At 67.3% G+C, this 19,803-nt stretch carries 18 protein-coding genes and 3 tRNA genes; 8 read left to right on the top strand and 13 right to left on the bottom strand.

Annotation, left to right across the window (positions count from 1 at the left end; translation table 11 throughout):
- Positions 1-40: 40 nt before the first annotated feature.
- The 5 genes from clpX to G6034_RS06140 all read right to left on the bottom strand — a co-directional run bounded on the left by clpX (position 41) and on the right by G6034_RS06140 (position 4,650).
- Positions 41-1,327: an ATP-dependent Clp protease ATP-binding subunit ClpX gene (gene clpX, locus G6034_RS06160; RefSeq protein WP_176634234.1), complete on the bottom strand. Its 1,287-nt coding sequence runs from the start codon at positions 1,325-1,327 to the stop codon at positions 41-43.
- A gap of 178 nt (positions 1,328-1,505) precedes the next feature.
- Entirely contained in the window at positions 1,506-2,180 is a 675-nt protein-coding gene (locus G6034_RS06155) for an ATP-dependent Clp protease proteolytic subunit (RefSeq protein WP_113718079.1), read from the bottom strand.
- Positions 2,181-2,215: 35 nt separating this feature from the next.
- Positions 2,216-2,836 carry an ATP-dependent Clp protease proteolytic subunit gene (locus G6034_RS06150; protein ID WP_176634233.1) on the bottom strand — a complete coding sequence of 207 codons (621 nt, stop codon included), beginning with the start codon at positions 2,834-2,836 and terminating at the stop codon, positions 2,216-2,218.
- A gap of 288 nt (positions 2,837-3,124) precedes the next feature.
- Positions 3,125-4,489, bottom strand: a complete 1,365-nt coding sequence (gene tig, locus G6034_RS06145; RefSeq protein ID WP_176634232.1) for a trigger factor — start codon at positions 4,487-4,489, stop codon at positions 3,125-3,127.
- Positions 4,490-4,577: 88 nt separating this feature from the next.
- Positions 4,578-4,650, bottom strand: a tRNA-Pro gene (locus G6034_RS06140).
- A 148-nt stretch (positions 4,651-4,798) separates the two neighbouring features.
- Here G6034_RS06140 and G6034_RS06135 point away from each other — a divergent pair.
- Positions 4,799-4,869, top strand: a tRNA-Gly gene (locus tag G6034_RS06135).
- 116 nt (positions 4,870-4,985) lie between these two features.
- Here G6034_RS06135 and G6034_RS06130 read toward each other — a convergent pair.
- The 3 genes from G6034_RS06130 to G6034_RS06120 are packed head-to-tail and all read right to left on the bottom strand — an operon-like array spanning position 4,986 to position 7,529.
- Complete coding sequence (locus tag G6034_RS06130; RefSeq protein WP_176634231.1) at positions 4,986-6,005, bottom strand: zinc finger domain-containing protein; 1,020 nt, start codon at positions 6,003-6,005, stop codon at positions 4,986-4,988.
- Positions 6,006-6,007: 2 nt separating this feature from the next.
- Positions 6,008-6,481, bottom strand: coding sequence for a ribose-5-phosphate isomerase (locus G6034_RS06125; protein WP_176634230.1), 474 nt, complete (start codon positions 6,479-6,481; stop codon positions 6,008-6,010).
- A 58-nt stretch (positions 6,482-6,539) separates the two neighbouring features.
- Positions 6,540-7,529 (bottom strand): hypothetical protein, encoded by a 990-nt coding sequence (locus G6034_RS06120; RefSeq protein WP_176634229.1) that lies wholly within the window; start codon positions 7,527-7,529, stop codon positions 6,540-6,542.
- A 185-nt stretch (positions 7,530-7,714) separates the two neighbouring features.
- On the opposite strand from G6034_RS06120, the gene pepN reads away from it, so the two are divergent.
- From pepN to G6034_RS20090, 5 genes are all read left to right on the top strand, one after another.
- Positions 7,715-10,273 (top strand): aminopeptidase N, encoded by a 2,559-nt coding sequence (pepN, locus tag G6034_RS06115; protein WP_246295351.1) that lies wholly within the window; start codon positions 7,715-7,717, stop codon positions 10,271-10,273.
- Positions 10,274-10,466: 193 nt separating this feature from the next.
- Positions 10,467-11,282 (top strand): SGNH/GDSL hydrolase family protein, encoded by an 816-nt coding sequence (locus G6034_RS06110; protein ID WP_176634227.1) that lies wholly within the window; start codon positions 10,467-10,469, stop codon positions 11,280-11,282.
- Between the two features lie 32 nt (positions 11,283-11,314).
- Positions 11,315-11,797 carry an OsmC family protein gene (locus G6034_RS06105; protein WP_176634226.1) on the top strand — a complete coding sequence of 161 codons (483 nt, stop codon included), beginning with the start codon at positions 11,315-11,317 and terminating at the stop codon, positions 11,795-11,797.
- A 116-nt stretch (positions 11,798-11,913) separates the two neighbouring features.
- A complete protein-coding gene (locus G6034_RS06100) occupies positions 11,914-12,738 on the top strand; it encodes a mechanosensitive ion channel family protein (RefSeq protein ID WP_343037953.1) in 825 nt (274 codons plus the stop codon).
- Positions 12,739-12,755: 17 nt separating this feature from the next.
- On the top strand, positions 12,756-13,301 hold the full coding sequence (locus G6034_RS20090) for a globin (RefSeq protein ID WP_176634224.1): 546 nt from the start codon (positions 12,756-12,758) through the stop codon (positions 13,299-13,301).
- 270 nt (positions 13,302-13,571) lie between these two features.
- Here the strand turns inward: G6034_RS20090 and G6034_RS06090 are convergent, their stop codons facing one another.
- Both G6034_RS06090 and G6034_RS06085 read right to left on the bottom strand, forming a co-directional pair.
- Positions 13,572-14,240, bottom strand: coding sequence for a DUF8185 domain-containing protein (locus G6034_RS06090; protein ID WP_176634223.1), 669 nt, complete (start codon positions 14,238-14,240; stop codon positions 13,572-13,574).
- Complete coding sequence (locus G6034_RS06085; RefSeq protein ID WP_176634222.1) at positions 14,240-14,767, bottom strand: acyl-CoA thioesterase; 528 nt, start codon at positions 14,765-14,767, stop codon at positions 14,240-14,242. The genes G6034_RS06090 and G6034_RS06085 overlap by 1 nt, the downstream gene beginning before the upstream one ends.
- A 185-nt stretch (positions 14,768-14,952) precedes the next feature.
- On the opposite strand from G6034_RS06085, the gene G6034_RS06080 reads away from it, so the two are divergent.
- On the top strand, positions 14,953-15,861 hold the full coding sequence (locus tag G6034_RS06080; RefSeq protein ID WP_176634221.1) for an acyl-CoA thioesterase: 909 nt from the start codon (positions 14,953-14,955) through the stop codon (positions 15,859-15,861).
- A gap of 100 nt (positions 15,862-15,961) precedes the next feature.
- On the opposite strand, the gene ettA is transcribed toward G6034_RS06080, so the two are convergent.
- The 3 genes from ettA to G6034_RS06065 all read right to left on the bottom strand — a co-directional run bounded on the left by ettA (position 15,962) and on the right by G6034_RS06065 (position 18,983).
- Positions 15,962-17,644, bottom strand: a complete 1,683-nt coding sequence (ettA, locus tag G6034_RS06075) for an energy-dependent translational throttle protein EttA (protein ID WP_176634220.1) — start codon at positions 17,642-17,644, stop codon at positions 15,962-15,964.
- 55 nt (positions 17,645-17,699) lie between these two features.
- Positions 17,700-18,218 carry a DUF6993 domain-containing protein gene (locus tag G6034_RS19740; RefSeq protein ID WP_246295350.1) on the bottom strand — a complete coding sequence of 173 codons (519 nt, stop codon included), beginning with the start codon at positions 18,216-18,218 and terminating at the stop codon, positions 17,700-17,702.
- A 114-nt stretch (positions 18,219-18,332) separates the two neighbouring features.
- Positions 18,333-18,983: a single-stranded DNA-binding protein gene (locus G6034_RS06065; RefSeq protein ID WP_176634219.1), complete on the bottom strand. Its 651-nt coding sequence runs from the start codon at positions 18,981-18,983 to the stop codon at positions 18,333-18,335.
- A gap of 184 nt (positions 18,984-19,167) precedes the next feature.
- Between G6034_RS06065 and G6034_RS06060 the strand changes: the two genes are divergently transcribed.
- Positions 19,168-19,243, top strand: a tRNA-Arg gene (locus G6034_RS06060).
- Positions 19,244-19,803 lie beyond the last annotated feature (560 nt).

Genomic DNA, 19,803 nt, shown 5'->3' with positions numbered 1-19,803 from the left:
GTATTGCGCGAATTACACGCCCATTAGACGCAACAGCGGATCAGGCGGACTTGTTCCTGCGCTTGGCCACAACCTCGTGCGGGATCAGGTTGGGCTCGGCCAGCTTGTTGACGGCGTCGGCTGTGATGACCGCCGTGGAGATGTCCTCGCGGCTGGGGAGGTCGAACATGACCGGCTGCAGGACCTCTTCCAGGATGGCGCGCAACCCGCGGGCGCCGGTCCCCCGGGCCAGGGCCTGGTCGGCGATGGCGGCGAGGGCGTCCTCCTCAAACTCAAGGTCGACGCCGTCGAGGGTGAACATCTTTTGGTACTGCTTGACGAGGGCGTTCTTCGGTTCTGTGAGGATCTGGATGAGCGCGGTGCGGTCCAGCTGCGTCACGGTGGTGATGACGGGCAGGCGGCCGATGAATTCGGGGATCAGGCCGAACTTCAGCAGGTCCTCGGGCATGACGTCCGCGTAGGTCGCCTCGGACTGCTTGAGCGCGCTCAGCGGGGCACCAAAGCCAATGCCCTTCTTGCCGGCACGCGAACCAATGATGTCCTCGAGGCCGGCAAAGGCGCCGGCCACGATGAACAGGACGTTGGTCGTGTCGATCTGGATGAACTCCTGATGCGGGTGCTTGCGCCCGCCCTGCGGCGGGACGGACGCAACAGTGCCCTCGAGGATTTTCAGCAGCGCCTGCTGCACGCCCTCCCCCGAGACGTCGCGGGTGATGGAGGGGTTCTCGGACTTGCGCGAGATTTTGTCGATCTCGTCGATGTAGATGATGCCCTGTTCGGCCTTCTTGACATCAAAGTCGGCGGCCTGGATGAGCTTGAGCAGGATGTTTTCCACGTCCTCGCCCACGTAGCCCGCCTCGGTGAGCGCCGTGGCGTCGGCGACTGCGAAGGGCACGTTGAGGCGGCGGGCCAGTGTCTGGGCCAGGTAGGTCTTGCCGCAGCCGGTGGGGCCGACCAGCAGAATGTTGGACTTGGCGATTTCCACTTCATCGTGGACGGCGCCGGCCAGGGTGGTGGACTTGACGGCGTGGCCGGACTGGATGCGCTTGTAGTGGTTGTACACGGCCACGGCGAGGGATCGCTTGGCCGGTTCCTGGCCGATGACGTATTCCTGCAGAAAGTCGAAGATCTCCCGCGGCTTGGGCAGCTCAAAGGCGTCCAGCTCGGCCACCTCGGCCAGCTCCTCGTCGATGATCTCGTTGCACAGTTCGATGCATTCGTCGCAAATGTACACGCCCGGGCCCGCAATGAGCTTGCGGACCTGCTTCTGGCTTTTGCCACAGAAGGAACACTTCAGCAGGTCGGTGCTTTCGCCCATTCTGGCCATGTGTGCGTCCTTCCGGCAATGGCATCGGCGTGCGCCGCTGCCATTGGTTGTTACGAGTTCGGCAGCCGTGGCTGCCCTGCCTTGCGTACGCTTCCACTCTAAGGCAAGGGGCTGACAAAGGGTGGAAGGCACTCGCCGGGACGGAGCAGTTTTTGGCTCCGGCCCGGCGGGTGGTGGATCAGCGCGCGATGGCCGCCGGCTTGATCTTGCGCGGCTCCAGCACCTCGTCAATCAGGCCGTACTCCTTGGCCTGCGCCGCGGTAAGGATGTTGTCGCGCTCGATGTCGTTGCTGACCTGCTCCGGCGTGCGGCCCGAGTGGTCCGAGAGCGTGTTCTCCAGCCATTCGCGCATGCGCATGACCTCGTTGGCCTGGATTTCCAGGTCGGAGGCCTGCCCGCCCTGGCCGCCGGAAAGGGCCGGCTGGTGGATCAGCACGCGGGCATTGGGCAGCGCCAGGCGCTTGCCGGGGGCGCCGGCGGCGAGCAGCACGGCGGCGGCGGACGCCGCCTGGCCCAGGCACACCGTCTGGATCTCGGGGCGGATGAACTGCATGGTGTCGTAGATGGCCGTCATGGCCGTGAACGATCCGCCGGGCGAGTTGATGTACAGCGTGATGTCGCGGTCGGTGTCGTCCGCCTCAAGCACCAGCAGCTGCGCCATGACGTCGTCGGCGGAGGCGTCGTCGACCTGGACGCCCAGGAAGATGATGCGGTCCTCAAACAGCTTGGTGTAGGGGTCCTGGCGCTTGAAGCCGTAGGGCGTGCGCTCCTCAAACTGCGGGAGGACATAGCGGCTGGTGGGAAGATTGCCGGCAGTGCTGCCAAAGGCCGAACCGCCAAAGTTGTAAGTCATGTCTGTTGTGCTCCTGGAAGTAGTTCTTTGGCCGGTTAGTTCGCGTTGGTTCCGCCGCCGCCGGCGACCGTGCCCGCGTGCCGGCTGATCTTGTCGAAGAAGCCGTATTGGAGCGCTTCCTCGGCCGTGAACCACTTGTCGCGGTCATTGTCCTTGAGAATCTTCTCCACCGTCTGCCCGGTCTGCTCGGCCGTCAGTTCAGCCATGACCTTCTTCATGTGCAGGATCAGTTCCGCCTGGATCTTGATGTCCGACGCCGTTCCGCCAATGCCGCCGGAAGGCTGGTGCATGAGGATGCGCGCGTTGGGCGTCGCGTACCGCTTGCCCTTGGTGCCGGAGGAGAGGAGGAACTGTCCCATCGAGGCCGCCAGCCCGGTGGCGACGGTGACGACGTCGTTGGGGATGAACTCCATCGTGTCGTAGATCGCCATGCCCGCGGTGACGGACCCGCCGGGGGAGTTGATGTAGAGGTAGATGTCCTTCTCCGGGTCCTCGGCGGAGAGCAGGAGCAGCTGGGAGCAGATCAGGTTGGCGTTGTCGTCGCGCACTTCCGAGCCGAGCCAGATGATGCGCTCTTTGAGCAGGCGGTTGTAGATGTATGTATCCTGGCCTGCCGATTCCGGCCCGGCCATGTTCGGTGTGCTGTGCTGTGCCATGGTGGACTTACCTCTCCTTCGTGCGGTCCGCTGGTCCGTGACCGTGCCGGCAGATACCGCCACGCCCGGCCCAACGCGGGCCATCACTAATCTTCACTACTTGGACAGTAGCCGTTTTGGGGCGCCTTTTGTTTCGCAAAACAGTGCTGTTCGCTGACGGCGCACGGTTTGCAGGCGCCCGGGCGGCTTTGCCGCGCACGCCGTGGAAAGGGCATGAAAAAACCGTTGCCGGCTCCCCGTGGAGGGAGCCGGCAACGGCGAGGACGCGCGCCCGGCGGGCCGGGGAACCTAGAGGCGGACTTCGCCCGGGTCGGTGACCGCGGTCGGCTCGATGGCCTCGTCCTCGCCGGCCGGGCCTTCCTCGGAGGCGACGGAGACAAAGTCGGTGAGGTCAACGACGTCGCCCTTGGAATCCTTCACGGCAGCCTTGCCCAGCACGGCGGCCAGGGCCTTGCGGCGGCGGACTTCGCCCACGATCATGTTGACCTGCCCGGAGGAGTCAAGCATCTGCGCGAACTGGTTCGGGTCCATGCCGTACTGGCCCGCGGAGGAGACGATGTAGTCGATCAGTTCGGCCTGGCTGACACCGATTTCCTCCTTGTCGGCGATGGCGTCGAGGATGATCTCGTTGCGGAAGGCACGCTCGGTGTTTTCCTTGACCTCGGCGCGGTGCTCCTCGGTGTCGTGGTCCTCGCCGTGGGAGTTCTCGGGCTTGAAGTGCTGCTCGATCTGCTCGGCAACCACGGACTCGGGGACGGGGACCTCGATGAGCTCCAGGAGCTTGTCCAGGACCTTGTCCCGGGCCTCGACGCCCTGCTCCACTGTCTTGGACTCGGCGGCCTGCTTGGCCAGGTCCTCGCGCAGTTCGGCGATGGTGTCGAATTCGCTGGCCAGCTGGGCAAAGTCGTCGTTGGCCTCGGGCAGCTCGCGGACCTTGACGGCGGTGACCTTGACGGTGACCTGTGCGTCCTCGCCGGCGTGGTCGCCGCCGGCCAGCTTCGTGTCGAAGATGGCTTCCTCGCCGGCGGAGAGGCCGGTCGCGGCCTCGTCCAGGCCCTCGAGCATGTTGCCGGCGCCGATCTGGTAGGAGAGGTCGGCCGCGGAGTCAACCTCTTCGCCGTCGATCGTGGCAACGATGTTGATGGTGATGAAGTCGCCGTCGGCGGCGGGGCGGTCAACGGTCTTGAGCGTGCCGAAGCGGCCGCGGAGGTCGTCGAGGGCCTTGTCGGTGTCGGCGTCGCTGGCCTCGAGTGCCTCAACCTCGACCTCGATGCCGGCGTAGTCGGGCAGCTCGATTTCGGGGCGGATGTCGAGCTCGACGTGGAACTTCAGCTCGCCGTCGGTGGCGGCGGGGTCCGGGACCTCGGTGATCTCAACCTCGGGGCGGCTCAGCGGGCTGATGCCGGTTTCGGTGACAGCGCTCTGGTACCAGCCGTTGAGGCCTTCGTTGATGGCGGTCTCGAGGACATAGCCGCGGCCTACGCGCTGGTCGATCAGCTTGTTGGGGACCTTGCCCTTGCGGAACCCAGGCACCTGGACCTGTGTGGCAATCGTCTTGTAAGCCTCGGCAATGCTGGGCTTCAATTCCTCAAAGGAAACCTCAACATTGAGCTTTACCCGGGTGGGTGTGAGGTTTTCGACAGCGCTCTTCACAGTGTGGTACTCCTGATGGTCTGTTGGTGGATGTTAGGCACCAGCACATGGGCAGTCACTGACCAAACGTGAACCGGATTATGCTGAGTCGGGGCGACAGGACTCGAACCTGCGGTCTCCTGCTCCCAAAGCAGGCGCGCTAGCCACTACGCTACGCCCCGTAGTGCCCGGAACAGTCTACGGGCAAACCTTGGAGGATGCACAATCTGGCCCGGCCTGGCGCCACCCCTAAAGCCCCGCCGTGGATTTGCGGGGGACCGGGTGCGTTGCTAGTATCGAGGAGTTGTTCAGCCGACAAGGCGAATTTCCGGGGGCGTAGCTTAATGGTAAAGCCTCAGTCTTCCAAACTGATTACGCGGGTTCGATTCCCGTCGCCCCCTCCGCATTCCCCGGTGATCGAGCTTGTCGAGAGCCGGGGTTTTGGTTTCCGCGCCCGTTCCCCGTTTCCGCCACCGGTCCACCGGGCGCGAAAATGGGGCAAGGGAGCGGATTCTGTTTAAGAGCACTGGCACCCAGGGCACCAGTAGAGCTTGCGGCCGCCGAGCTCCGTCATGGCCACCATCGTCCCGCAGCGCCGGCACGGCTGGCCGTTGCGCTTATAGACGTAATGGGCGTCCTGCGCCGGAACGTCCCTGTTAACGGCCGACGCCGGACCCATCCGTTCCGCCTCTCCCCCGCCCTCCGCCGCGGCCGGGCCGGCAACAGCCCCGGAACCGCGCCGGTCCTCCCACCTCCCGGCGGCGGCAAGGGCGTGGCCCACCTGGGCGCCCATGCCGGAGGGACGGTCCGCCAGTTCGGTGGTGATGATGCGGCCGTCGAGGACGCCGTCGGCCATCACGAGCGTGATCTCATCCCACAACGCCTCCGCTTCCCCGCGCTGAAGGGAGGTGCCGGGCAGCTGAGGGTCCAGCCTGCACCGGAAGAGCACCTCGGCGCGGTACACATTGCCCACGCCGGCCAGGACATCCTGCTTCATCAGCTGCAGCGCAATGGAGGTGGAACTCTTGCGGATGCGCCGGACAAATTCCTCCCGGCCGCCGGACCGGTTGAGCAGGGGGTCCGGGCCCAGCCTGGACCGCACGGCGGACGCCTCGGCCAGCGTCAGCACCTCGCAGGCCGCCGGGCCGCGGAGGTCGGCCCACCCGTGGGCCGAGACCAGCCGGGCCCGGACCGCCCCGACGGGTTCGGGCGGGCCGTTGTAGTCCCCGACCTCGGGCGCAAGCTCCCGCTCGCCAATCCGCCGGGGCGCGCCAATGCTGGACGCCCCGGTGAACGTCGAGTCGCCGCCAAAGTCCCAGGCGCCGTAGAGGCCCAGATGAACCCGCATGGCCAGCTCGTGCGAGAAAAACAGGAACAACTGCTTCCCGTGGGCCTCGGCGAGTTCCAGCACCTGCCCGTCAACCCGGGCCGCGCCGGCGTCGAACTTCCCCTGCGGACTGGTCACGGCCAGGGCGGCCCCGCCAAACACGTCGTTGAACTGACGGGCCAGCCGGTGGATCGAATGCCCCTCAGGCACGCCTAGCCGACCACCTCGCCCGTGGCCTCGTATGCGGCGATCTTGCCGATGCGGCGCACGTGGCGTTCGGCGTGGCTGAACGGCTCGGTGAGGAACGCCTCGATGATCGCGGTGGCCTCCTCAACGGTGTGCTGGCGCCCGCCCACGGCCACCACGTTGGCGTCGTTGTGCTCGCGGGCCAGGGTGGCGGTGGAATGGTTCCAGGCCAGGGCCGCACGCACGCCCTTGACCTTGTTCGCCGCAATTTGCTCGCCGTTGCCCGAGCCGCCCAGCACAATGCCCAGCGCGTCCACGCCGGCGGCCTGGTCGGCCACCACGGCGAGGGCGGCGTTGATGCAGAAGGAGGGGTAGTCGTCCTCGGCGTCGTAGGCCTTGGGTCCGTGGTCCACCATCTCGTAGCCCTTCGCGGACAGTTCGGTGATGAGGTGGGAGCTGAGCTCCATGCCGGCGTGGTCGGTGGCGATGTGAACGCGCATGGGTGGTCCTTCAGGCTTGGTGGGGTGCAGTCGCTTCCAGACTACCGAAACCGGCGCCTCAGTGCTGACCGGGCAGCTTGCCTGCACGGCGGTTGAGGATCGCGGCGAGGTCGTCCGCCGTGTCCAGGTTGGGGGCGCTGAGCACCGCCCTGCCCCTGACGTTCCGCAGCACGACGGCGGCCCCCGAGTAGGCCAGGAAGCTTTCCGTGCCGCGGTGCTTTCGCAGGCCCCAGCCGCCGTAGTCGCGCGCCTTGATGTCGAGGGAGACCGCGGCCTCCACCTCGGAGCAGGCCAGGACGATGACGGGAACGAGCCCCGCCATCTTGACGGCCAGGCTGCTGCGGTCCACCTGAACGGTGGCACAGAGGGTTCCGACGGCCAGCAACGCGGCCGCCCCGAATGCCGCCAGGAACCACGCGCTGACCACTGTCAGGACGGCGCCGGGCAGGAGGCCGGCCAGCAGGATCATGATGATGACGGAGCTGCGGGGGTGGATGGCATAGGCCAGGCGGTCGTTGGCGGCGGTGGGGTCCGCCTCCAGCTCGAGCATGTCGGCGAGGGCGTCGTCGTCGGACCCGGTCCACTGCTCGTCGGGCTTGAATGTCAGGGCCAGGATCAATCCCATGGACGCGGCGAGCCCGCTGCCCATCAGCGCCACGTAGCCGTCCAGCCGCTGCGGGGCGGCCCCGCCGGCACCGGACTGGCCCAGCAGGGCGGCGGAAAATATGGTGACGGAGCCCAGCTGCAGCGCCATGGCTGCACCCAGCAGCAGGCGGCGCAGGTTGCGCGGCAGCCTGGTCTGTGCCCCGAAGGATCCGATCCCCGCCCCAAGGAGCAGGGTGGCCCCGACGGCCACGGCCATGAAGACGGGCAGCGGGAGGGGCCCGCCGCCGGTGGGCAGCTCGGCCCCGCCCGGCAGCGACCCGGCCAGCAGCAGGGCGCCTCCCGTCAGGCCCAGGCACAGCAGCACGGGAAAGAGGATGGCAAAGCGCAGCGCCCTCGCGTCAACGTGGCGCCCGTTGCCGTTCTCCGCCGCGGGTGCATCCATGGTGCCTACTTTTCCATACGGGCCGCGCACCCGCACCATCCTGCCTGCCCGCCGGCCCGCGGCCCGCATCATGGGCGGGGCGCCGTGGCGGCACTCACAAGGCAGCCCGTAAAGTGACAGACTGAATGCATGCCGCCGGCGCCGAGCCGGCACTGTCCACCCGACACCGAACGGAAGGCATCACCTTGCCTGGCTTGAACCTGACCCGCGCCGAAGCGATCGAGCGCACCGCCACCCTGACCGTCAAGGACTACGACGTGACCCTGGACCTGACACGGTCCGCCGAGACGTTCCCGTCCACCACCACGGTGAGGTTCAGCGCGAAGGAGGGCTCGTCGTCGTTCATTGACGCGGTGACGGACAAGGTGCACCGGGTCACCTTGAACGGCGTGGAACTTGACCCCAAAGTGGTGTCCGACGGAGTCCGCATCCAACTGCCCGGGCTCGCCGCGGAGAACGTGCTCACCGTCGAGGCGGACGCGCTGTTCATGAACACGGGCGAGGGCCTGCACAGGTTTGTGGACCCGGTGGACAACGAGGTCTATCTTTACAGCCAGTTCGAGGTCCCGGACAGCCGCCGCATGTTTGCCGTGTTCGAGCAGCCGGACCAGAAGGCCGTTTTTACCTTCCATGTGACCGCGCCGGACCACTGGGACGTCATCTCCAACTCCCCCACGCCGGAACCCGTCCCGGCCGGCGAGGGCAAGTCCACTTGGCACTTCGAGCCCACCCTGACGATGTCCAGCTACGTCACCGCGCTGATCGCCGGCCCGTACCAGTCCGTGCGCAGCGAACTGACCAGCTCGGACGGGCGCACCATCCCGCTGGGCGTGTTTGCGCGGAAGTCGCTCATGGAGTTCATGGACGCGGACAACGTCTTTGAGCTGACCCGCCGGGGCTTTGAGTTCTACGAAGAGCAGTTCGGCACCCCCTACCCGTTCCCGAAGTACGACCAGCTGTTCGTTCCCGAGTTCAACGCCGGGGCGATGGAAAACGCCGGCGCCGTGACGTTCCTGGAAAGCTACGTGTTCCGCTCCAAGGTCACCGACGCCACGGTGGAACGGCGCGCCATCACCATCCTGCACGAGCTCGCCCACATGTGGTTTGGCGACCTGGTCACCATGCGCTGGTGGAACGACCTGTGGCTCAACGAGTCCTTCGCCGAGTTCATGTCCACCCTGGCCGCCGCTGAAAACGCGGGGTACGCTGACGCCTGGACCTCGTTCTCCTCGATGGAGAAAGGGTGGGCCTACCGCCAGGACCAGCTGCCGTCCACGCACCCGATCAAGGCCGAGATCACCGACCTGGAGGACGTGCTGGTCAACTTTGACGGCATCACCTACGCCAAGGGCGCCTCGGTGCTGCGCCAGCTCGTCGCCTGGGTGGGGCAGGAAAAGTTCATGGCCGGCCTGCGCGCGTACTTTGCCAAGCACGCCTGGTCCAACACCGAGCTGGCGGACCTCATGGTGGAACTGGAAGCCGCCAGCGGCCGCGACCTCTCCGCCTGGACCGGGAAGTGGCTGGAGACGGCCGGCGTGAACACCTTCAAGCCCGCCATCGAAGTGGACGACGACGGCGCCATCACCTCATTCTCGATCCTCCAGTCCGCCGCCCCCGGACACCCCGTGCTGCGCCCCCACCGCGCGGCCGTGGGCTTCTACAACTTCGCCGCGTCCGGAGCGGATGCGGGCAGGCTGGTCCGCACGCATCGCGTGGAGCTGGACGTGGACGGCGCCGTGACGCCCGTCTCCGAACTGGTGGGCCTGGCGCGCCCCGCGCTGGTCCTGGTGAACGACGACGACCTCGCCTACGCCAAGATCCGCCTCGATCCGGAGTCCCTGGCCACGGCCAAGGAGCACCTGAAGGACTTCAAGGACTCGCTGCCGCGCACGCTGGTTGCCGCCTCCGCGTGGGATGCCGCACGCGACGGCGAGACCCCCGCCCGCGAGTACGTTGAACTGGTGCTGGCCAGCATCGGCCATGAGAGCGGCTCCACCGCCGTCACGGTGCTGCTGCGCCAGCTGGCCACGGCCCTGCACTTCTATGTGGCGCCGGAGCACCAGCACGAAACCGCCGTGGCCGCCGCGGACACGCTCTGGACCCTGGCCCGGGATGCGGCGGCCGGCTCCGACGCGCAGCTGCAATTTGTGAAGGCCTTCGCCCTGCACGCCCAGACGGACGTCCAGCTGGACACCGTCCAGGAACTGCTCGAGGGAACCGAGTCGCTGGCCGGCCTGGAGATCGATACGGACCTGCGCTGGGAACTGCTGACCTCCCTCGTGGCCGGGGCGCGCGCGGCCCAGGGCAACATCGACGCCGAGCTGGCGCGGGACAACACCCAGAACGGCCAGCTCGCGGCGGCCACCGCCCGCGCGGCCATCCCGACGCCGGAAGGCAAGGCTGGGACGTGGGAGTCCGTCGTCGTGCGCGGGGAAGGCGCCAACGCCGTGCAGCGTGCCGCCATCACGGGCTTCGGGCGGGTGTGGGACACCTCCCTGCTGCAGCCGTACGTGGAGAAGTACTTTGCCGCGATCCGGGGCGTGTGGGCGGAGAAGTCGTACGAGACCGCGTCCACCATCATCACCGGGCTGTACCCCTCGCAGCTCGTGGCGCAGTCCACGGTGGACGCCACGGACGCGTTCCTTGCCGGGCTGGGTTCCGAGGTCCCGGCCCTGCGCCGCCTCGTGGTGGAGAGCCGTGACGGCGTGGTGCGGGCGCTGAAGGCGCAGGCCGCGGACGCCTGACCCCCGTCGTTCCTGACCCGCATCGTTGAGGGGGCACACCGCCGGCACGGGGTGTGCCCCCTCAACGTTTCCGGGAACCGTTTTTGCCAGTGTTTCCTCACGCTGCCACCGGCGCGGCAATGGGCGGGAAACAGCTTCACAATCGTGCCCCAAAGTATAGCCGTGCGGCGTGATTTGGGCGTAGCTTCAGGGCATGTACCTACATCGACTGAGGATTTTCGCCGCACGCACAGGCGTGGCGGCTTTGATGAGCCTGGGGCTCATTGCAGGCATCGCCGGAGCCCCGGCCACAGCCCAGTCCGCACCGCCGGTCACGTATACCGTGCTGGGCGACTCATATTCCGCCGGCACGGGTGGCGGGGCCGAGTCCCTGCCGTGCCTGCAAAGCCCCAACGGCTATGGCAACGACTACGCGGCGGCCACGCACCAGGCCATGGTGAACCTGGCCTGCTACGGCGCCACCGCGGCGCAGGTCCAGGCGCTGCAGGTGCCGTTGATCCCCGCCACGACGCGCCTCATCACGCTGACCGTGGGCGGCAACGATATTGGGACGGGCGATGTGTCCGCGGCCTGTGTGGCGGCGCCGCAAAGCAGCACCTGCACGGCGGCTTTGCAGGCCTCGCTGGAGAAATTGACGAAGCTGCCGGCCCAGCTCAAATCACTGATCAGGGCTGTCAAGGCAAAGGCCCCACGGGCCAAAATCGCCTTCCTGGGCTATCCGGAGCTGTTTGAACCGGCCAACATGGCCGCGCTGGGCTACCCGGCAGCGCAGGTCGCGGCCGCCAAGACCATGAACGGCGCGGCCGAGCTGCTCAATGGCACCATTGCCTGGACGGCGCTGACCAACGGCGCCAGGTTCGTCCCCGTGTCATGGGCGTTTGCCGGACACGGCATACCGTCCGCCTCACAGTGGATTGTGGGTCCGGGCGACGCGAACCCCTTCGTCTTCCATCCGACAGCGGCCGGCTATCTCAACGGCTACACGGCGGCACTGAGGCTGTTCCTCTAGCATCCGCACGGGGCGCCGCTAGGCTGGGCAGCATGGAACCGAACGAACACCACTACGAAATCAACGTATTTTGGACGGGCAACCGGGGCACCGGGACGTCCGGCTACAAGGCCTACGGCCGTGACCACAGCGTCACGGCCGTTGGCCTGCCCACGCTGCTGGGGTCGGCGGACAGGACGTTCCACGGCGACCGGGAGCGCTGGAACCCGGAACTGCTGCTCGTCACGGCCCTGTCCCAGTGCCACATGCTCTCCTACCTGCATGTTGCGGTCATGCACGGCGTGGTGGTGACCCGGTACGAGGACACGGCCACCGGCACCATGGTGCTGAACCCGGACGGCAGCGGGCAGTTCACCTCGGTGACGCTGCACCCGAGGATTGCCGTGGCCGGTCCCGCCACGGAAGGACTGGCGCTTTCGCTGCATGCCGAGGCGAACCGGAAATGCTTCATAGCCCGCAGCGTGAACTTCCCGGTCCACCACGAGCCCGGCCTGGCGGCGCCCACACAGGACTGAGCCGGCGGACGTGGATGCCCGGATGTGCCCGGAAGGGAACTGCCAGTCTCGGGCGCTAGGCTGGAACAAAGCCCGTTTCCCAACCCCCGAAGATGTCAGGTGATAAGCCCTTGCCCTTGAACACCATTGAAGCCGCCGGCAACTCATTCCTGGACAACCTTTTGCACGCCGGGCTGGCAGTGGGCATATCGCTGATCTTCTGGCTGATTGCGCACTACCTGATCAAGTCCGTCGTCACCCACATCGGGAAGGGTACCTGGCACCAGCGCACCTTTGGCTGGGTCAAGCCCGTCTTCCGCAACCTCGACCCCATGATGCGCGCCCTGGACAACGAACGGCGTGTCCAGCGGGCCCGCACCATCGGCACACTGCTGAACTCGCTGCTGACAGTGATAGTGGTTGTCATCGGCGGGTTCTACCTGTTGATGGCGTTCCAGGTGAACATCGGGCCCCTGCTGGCCAGCGTGGGCGTGGTGGGCATCGCCATCGGCTTCGGCAGCCAGCAATTGATCCGCGACTTCCTGGCCGGCATTTTCATCACCCTCGAGGACCAGTACGGGATCGGCGACGTCATCCAGACCAGCGAGGTCATCGGCCAGGTCGAGTACGTGGGCCTGCGCATCACCCGGGTCCTGGGCGAGGACGGCACGCTCTGGTACCTGCGCAACGGCGAGATCCTGCGCCTGGGCAACCGCACCAAGGGCAATTATGTTTCGCCGGAGGAGCCGGGCCCGACGCCGGGCTCCCCCCTTCCAGCGGCACCTTCCTCCGCGCCGGGGGCGCCGGCGGGCACCACGCCCGCGGCCCCGGCGGGTACCGCGCCGACGGCCCCGGCGGGTACCACGCCGGGGGCGCCTCTGGCGCCAGGCCAAGGAACGGCGTCGTCCGCTCCCGGGACGGGCACGCCCCTCACCGCCGAACCGCACGAATCCGCAGAATAGAAAGCGTCCCAAAAGCCATGACCGCCCAGCACAACCAGCTCTCCCCCTTCGCCGACGGCCCCGCCGCGAACGACGCCGCGGAGGGCGGCGCCGACGAACACACGCCCCCGGCGGCCCCGGAACAGGCCGCGCCGGCCGGCGTGTCCGATCCCGCCGGGGAGTCCGCCTACGCCGACACCTTCTACGGCCAGATCGGCGGGCACGCCACGTTTGAGAAGATGATCCACGTGTTCTACGAGGGCATCGCCGCCGATCCGCTGCTGCGCGCAATGTATGCCGAGGAGGACCTGGGCCCGGCCGAGCGCCGCATGCTGATGTTCATGGAGCAGTACTGGGGTGGCCCGCGCACCTACCTCGAGGAGCGTGGACACCCCCGCCTGCGCATGCGCCACGTGCCGTTTGCCGTCACGCCGGAAGCCCGCGACCGCTGGCTCGCCGCCATGCGCAAAGGCGTCGACGCCGTGGAGCTCTCGACCCTGCACGAGGCCACGCTGTGGGACTACCTGGAACGCGCGGCGGCCTCCCTGGTCAACGCGCCGTCGGACCCCAGCCAGCGCGCATAGCCCAATCCGGTGGTCGAGCCCGCCGCGCCGGAACGTGCCGGGACAGCGCCGGTTCGCCCGGGAGGCGAGAAGCCACAGGGCCCGTGGGAATCCCGCGCTCTCGCTGCAGTCCCGGGCCGTATCGGCGGCGTTTCCGGCTCCGGGCCCCGTCCCGCACCACGATGGTGCGGTTTTGCGAGCCGCCGGCTGGTGGAAACGCCGCCTGTCCCAGAAACGCGCGCAACGGGCCGGATCCCGGGGCTGGACCCCCGGACCGGCCACCACAGGACCTTAGAGGACGGCCTTCGGCCGGACCAGGATGTGGCCGCGGCCGGTGCTCAGGCGCAGCCAGCGGCCGGAACGGAACACTGCGCCGTTCTCCCCCGGCGCCACGAAGCCCAGCGCGTAGGCCGCAAAGGCGGCGCCGCCGGGCAGTTCGCCGTCGAGCCCGGCAATGGGCCGTCCCCAGACGGCGGCGCGGGCGTTGTTCACGATGAGCGCGCCGGGGTTGACGGGGATGATCTGGCCGATCTCCTGCACGCCGTCCTTCGCAGCCTTGATCAGCGTTTCCGCGTCAACGGCCGCAATTTCCTCCCAAGCTCCGCGCGGCGCACTGACCGCGGTCCACGATTCGTTGACCGTCATGGGCGGCACCGGCAGCGAGGTGTCATCGGCATCCATCCGGGCCAGCCGGTCGGCCACGGACGCCAGGCTGACCGTCACGTCAAGGTCGGACGGCGCATCCAGCGCCATGGTCCGCAGCCCCAGGATCGTCGGGGTCCCCTCCCCCAGCAGCTTCGCGCGCATGACGCAAACGAACGCGGCCAGGACGGGACCGGCCCCCTGAAGGCGGATGGCGCCGTCGTCCGCGGCGCGGGCACGGGTCACAAAGGTGCGCAGGTCCGCGACCGTGCCGGGATCGGCAAGCAGGAATTCGTCGGTGTGGGTTGCGGTGGGCATTAGCGCGCTCCTTCGGTGGCGGGTACAGCTGGATGGTCGACGCCGGCGGGCGGCTCCGGGGGCCGGCGGCGGAAGGGCACGGGGCCGCCGCGCCACGTTTCAAGGGCGGCGCGCTGGGGTTCGGTCAGGCGGACGGGGCGGCCCGTGGCGCGCGAGACCAGGACCATGGAGGTGGCTGCCTGGGCGAACACGGCCGAGGTGTCGGCGTCGGTGATGGTGTAGCCGAAGTCGAAGCTGGAACCGCCCACGTTGGTGACCCAGATGTTCACGAACACGGGCTCGGTGCGGAAGGCGATGGGCGCCAGGTATTCGATCTCGTTCCGGCCCACCAGGGTGAACAGCTCGTTGCCGATGAGGTCGTTGAAGCTGGTGGCGCCGCCGGGCGAATGGCCAGGGGCAAAAGGGGTGTGGATCAGCCGGATGCGGGCGTCCTCGAGGTACTGCAGATAGACAACATTGTTGACGTGGTTGTACGCATCGATGTCGCCGAAGCGAACCTGCAGGGATATCTGGATTGCCTGGGCCATATTGCCATCATGTCAAAACGGCGGGGCGCCACCAAGCGGAGGTGCCGTGCGTCACCCGGGTGGGGTGGCGTCCGCGCAGCATCCGCAGCCGCCCACGGGGTGCGGGCGCGCCTCGCGCACGTGCCGCGCCGGTGTGCCCGGACGCCATTTGTGCCGGTGCGCGGCTGACACATAGAGTCACGTTTATGAATGCCATGCCCCCACGGGCCGCCCCCATGGACCAGCTGCTCCACATCCTCGACCTGTCCGACGCCGGCGGCGCCCAGACCGGTGAGGACATCTTTGTGGGCCCGGGCGAGGCCAATCCGGTCCGCCCCCGGCTGTTTGGCGGGCAGGTGCTGGCGCAGTCGATCATCGCGGCCTCGCGCACCGTGGAAGCCGACCGGCTGGTCCACTCCATGCACGGCTACTTCCTGCGCCCGGGAGACGCCGCAGCGCCCATCACCTTCGGCGTGGAGCGGCTGCGGGACGGGCGCTCGTTCTCCGCACGGCGCGCGCACGCCTACCAGGGCGGCAAGCCCATCCTGTCCCTGATCGCCTCCTTCCAGGGGCCCGACAACGGCGTGGAACACCAGGAACCCATGCCCCAGGGCGTGCCCGACCCGGAGACGCTGCCGACGGCGGCCGACGTGCTGGGTGCGATCGACCACCCAGTCGCGCAGGCCTGGGCCTACGACCGTCCCTTCGACATCCGCCACGTGGACCCCAACATCTACTTCCAGGCCCCGGGAGAGCACGTGGCACAGCAGGCGGTGTGGATGAAGTCGATGGGAGCCCTCCCCGCGGACCAGAGCGTGCACCGTGCCGCCCTTGCCTACGCCAGTGACTACACATTGCTCGAACCCGTGCTGCGCCGGCACGGCCTCAGCTGGGCCACCCCGGGCATGAGCGTGGCCAGCCTGGATCACGCCATGTGGTGGCACCGGCCGCTGCGCGTCGACGACTGGCTGCTCTACGTGGCCGAGTCCCCCAGCGCGTCCGGCGCGCGCGGCCTGAGCCGCGGCCGCTTCTACAACCGCGACGGTGAACTGGTCGCCTCCGTGGCGCAGGAAGGGATGCTCCGGCTTCCTGCCGGCACGCCGGTGGTCGACTGAGCACACCTCCTGTCATGACAAAGCGAGCCTGCCTGCGCCTCGAAGTGAGACGCTGGCAGGCTCGCTGGGCAGGTACCGGCGCTGTGGGAGCGAACGGGTCCTAGTCGCGCGTCAGTCGGCGGTGGGTGACGCGGTGCGGACGGGCTGCGTCCGCACCGAGGCGTGCCACCTTGTCGGCTTCGTAGGAGTCGAAGTTGCCCTCGAACCAGTGCCAGTTGGCCGGGTTCTCGTCGGTGCCTTCGTAGGCCAGGATGTGCGTGGACACCCGGTCCAGGAACCAGCGGTCGTGCGAGACCACCACGGCGCAGCCGGGGAACTCCAGCAGCGCGTTTTCCAGGCTGCTGAGGGTTTCCACGTCGAGGTCGTTGGTGGGCTCATCGAGGAGCAGCAAGTTGCCGCCCTGCTTGAGGGTGAGCGCCAGGTTCAGGCGGTTGCGCTCACCACCGGAGAGCACGCCGGCCTTCTTTTGCTGGTCGGGACCCTTGAAGCCGAACGCTGCAACGTAGGCACGGGAGGGCATTTCAACGTTGCCGACCTGGATGTAGTCGAGGCCGTCGGAGACAACCTCCCACAGGGACTTTTCCGGGTCGATGCCGCCGCGGCTCTGGTCGGCGTAGGAGATCTTGACGGTCTCGCCCACCTTGAGTTCGCCGCCGTCGAGCGGTTCCAGGCCCACGATGGTCTTGAACAGCGTGGACTTGCCGACGCCGTTCGGGCCGATCACGCCGACGATGCCGTTGCGCGGGAGGGTGAAGGAGAGCCCGTCGATGAGGACGCGGTCACCGAAGCCCTTTTGGAGCTCCTTGGCTTCCAGCACCACGCTGCCCAGGCGCGGACCCGGCGGAATCTGGATTTCCTCAAAGTCGAGCTTGCGCGTGCGGTCGGCTTCGGCGGCCATCTCCTCGTAGCGGGCCAGGCGGGCCTTGGACTTGGTCTGGCGGCCCTTGGCGTTGGAGCGCACCCAGTCGAGTTCCTCGCCGAGGCGCTTGGCCAGCTTGGCGTCCTTCTTGCCCTGGACTTCGAGGCGGGCGCGCTTCTTCTCCAGGTAGGTGGAGTAGTTGCCCTCGTACGGGTACAGGTGGCCGCGGTCCACTTCGGCGATCCATTCGGCCACGTGGTCCAAAAAGTACCGGTCGTGGGTGACGGCCAGGACGGCGCCGGCGTAGCCCTTCAGGTGCTGTTCGAGCCAGTTGACGGACTCGGCGTCCAGGTGGTTGGTGGGCTCGTCGAGGAGCAGCAGGTCCGGCTTCTGCAGGAGCAGCTTGCACAGGGCAACGCGGCGGCGCTCACCGCCGGAGAGGACGGTGACGTCGGAGTCGCCCGGGGGGCATTGCAGCGCGTCCATGGCCTGCTCCAGCTGGGAGTCGATGTCCCAGGCGTCGGCAGCGTCAATCGCTTCCTGCAGCTTCCCCATTTCCTCAAGGAGGGTGTCGAAGTCGGCGTCGGGGCTGGCCATTTCCTCGGAGATCTCGTTGTAGCGCTGGATCTTGCCGTAGATTTCGCCCACGCCTTCCTGGACGTTGCCCAGGACGGTCTTCTCCTCGTTCAGCGGCGGTTCCTGGAGCAGGATGCCCACGGAGTAGCCGGCGCTGAGGCGGGCCTCGCCGTTGGAGGGGGTGTCCAGCCCGGCCATGATCTTCAAAATGGTGGACTTGCCGGCACCATTGGGGCCCACGACGCCAATCTTGGCACCGGGGAAAAAGGACATGCTTACATTGTCAAGAATGAGTTTTTCGCCAACAGCCTTGCGGGCGTTGGACATCGTGTAAATAAATTCCGCCATACCCAATAGGTTAGTGGGTGCGGGTGGTTAACTCACATTCAGGGCGGGGCCGAGGTCAGCGCTGGTCGCCAATGAAGCAGCGGCCGGACGCGAGGATCGGCAGGATGGTCACGGAGGCCCGGCCGTCGCGCACCTGGCCGATGACGCATTCCTTGGCCACGGGTGCGGCCGCTTCCATGGCGTCCACGGCCAGGCCGGTGGGCGTCCTGTCGATGGAGACCTCCACCTTGCCCCTCGAGGCTCCCGCATCGACCATGGCCGCCATCATCTGCCCGCGATTGGGCAGTTTGGTGGTGGCGCCCAACGCGGTCAGGGAGGCCTTGACGCCCTCAGCCAGGGCCGCCGCGTCCGATGCCGGCTGCCCGCCTTTGGCTGTCACCGTGGGACCCGCCGTGGGGGCCGCCGCATCGTGGCTGCCTGCCGCCAACTTCTCCGGCGAGCTCGTGCCGGACGGGAGCACTGAGCAACCGGTGACCACGAGCGTTGCTGCGATCGCCAGGGACGCGGCGACGGCGCTCAGCCGCCGGGCGGCGCGGGTCAACGGCCGACGGGGCGTCAGGGAAGGCGTGGTCACCCCGCTATTCTGCCACGGCGGCCCGGGGGCGGTCCCCGCCCGGCGGGCCGTCCCGCCGGTCGCCGCCCGGCGGCCCGGCTCAGAACGGGGGCCGGCCACCGCCCGGGGCCCGGCTCAGAACGGGGGTCCGGTCTTGACGAGTTCCCCGGTTTCCTGGTTAAGGGTCTCGCCGTCTTCGGTTCCGTCGTCGCCCTCCGCATCCGGGGTGTCCCCGGCCGACGAGGCGCTGCCGCCTTCGGCCAGAGCCGCGGCCGCTGCCTGATCGTCCCCTTCACCAGGGTCCCCGTCGTCCCCATCCGGGTCGGACACGGAGTGTGCCGTGCCAACCCCGGCATTGGCGAGGGTCCCCGGGGCGGGGGCTCCGGCGTCGTACTGGCCCTGCTGGGACTGGGAACCGGGGCGCTGGGCGGAGCTGCGGTGGTAGGTGCAGCTGCCGAATTTCAGGTCGGCGCCGACGGAATCGGCGTCGATTTCGACGGACATGCCTTGGGTGCCGTCGAGCTTGGTGAAGTTGTTGATCTTCAGCTTGCCGGTCACGATGATGCGGTCGCCCTTTTTGATGCTGGCGGCGACGTTGGTGGCAAGGGTGCGGAAGGTGTTGATGCGGTACCAGTTGGTGGGTCCGTCGCCCCATTCGTTGGTGGCAGGGTCCAGAACGCGGTCGTTGGAACCCATCCGGAACTTGCCAATGACCAGGCCGGATTCCTTGGTGTCCAGCTCGACGGGCGATGAGGCAAAGCCCCGGATCGTGAGGTAGTTCGACATGAGATTTCCTTTCAGTAGCGCAGTGCTTGGGAGTTGCTCGCTTGGATCAAGCCAACGCCACCGGCGCGCACTCCAACAGGGGGACTTGGCGAATTGTGGACAAGTTCGCGGCACGGAGAGGGTGTGGAGGCAGAGATGTGGCGTCAAACCTGATAATTTAGTGGGGTCCGTCCATGGCGGACATGCCTCGGTAGCTCAGCGGATAGAGCAGGAGCCTTCTAATCTCTTGGCCGCCGGTTCGAGTCCGGCCCGGGGCACCAAATGTGGTCCTGACCTGCGGTTATGTCTCAAAGGTCAGTGTCCGCAAGGGCTAGAATTGCCGCGACTCACCTTTTACTCATCTATTTCAGCAGAATTTTCTTGAACGTGCACTCATCTATTTGAAGACTGTCAGCTCATCTTTTTGGACAATCGGACCCGAAAAGTGGCCAGATTCCGCGGTTCTCACTCTCCCGGGCACGACCGGGCAGTTACCGGCACCAATAGAGCCTTCGATCGCCGTTCTTACGGTCCTGGGCGCTGCCGGGCAGCTAGGAAGTTGCCCTTGATAGCGCAAACAGTCCGGCGTGGCAGCTTCGATCATCCTGATCAAGTAATTCGCAGGATCCCCTTGAACCCATGTCAAGGGCCATGAGCTTCTGCCCACCAGCGGCCAGGTTTTCTGCCCGCTGGTGGCCAGTATGAATGCCCGGATATGGCCATGAGATCTGCCCGCAATTACAGGTTTGTGGTTGGCCATTCTGGTCCGGTGTTTTAGCTTAGTTGTGCTACTCCTTTCCCTGCCAGGGCCTGGGTCAGCCTGACGGAGTCGCCGCTGGTT

It is taken from the genome of Arthrobacter wenxiniae, from assembly GCF_013376105.1.
GTDB lineage: Bacteria > Actinomycetota > Actinomycetes > Actinomycetales > Micrococcaceae > Specibacter > Specibacter wenxiniae.
The sequence above is the reverse complement of the archived record's forward strand: the minus strand, read 5'-3'. Positions and strand labels throughout refer to the sequence as shown.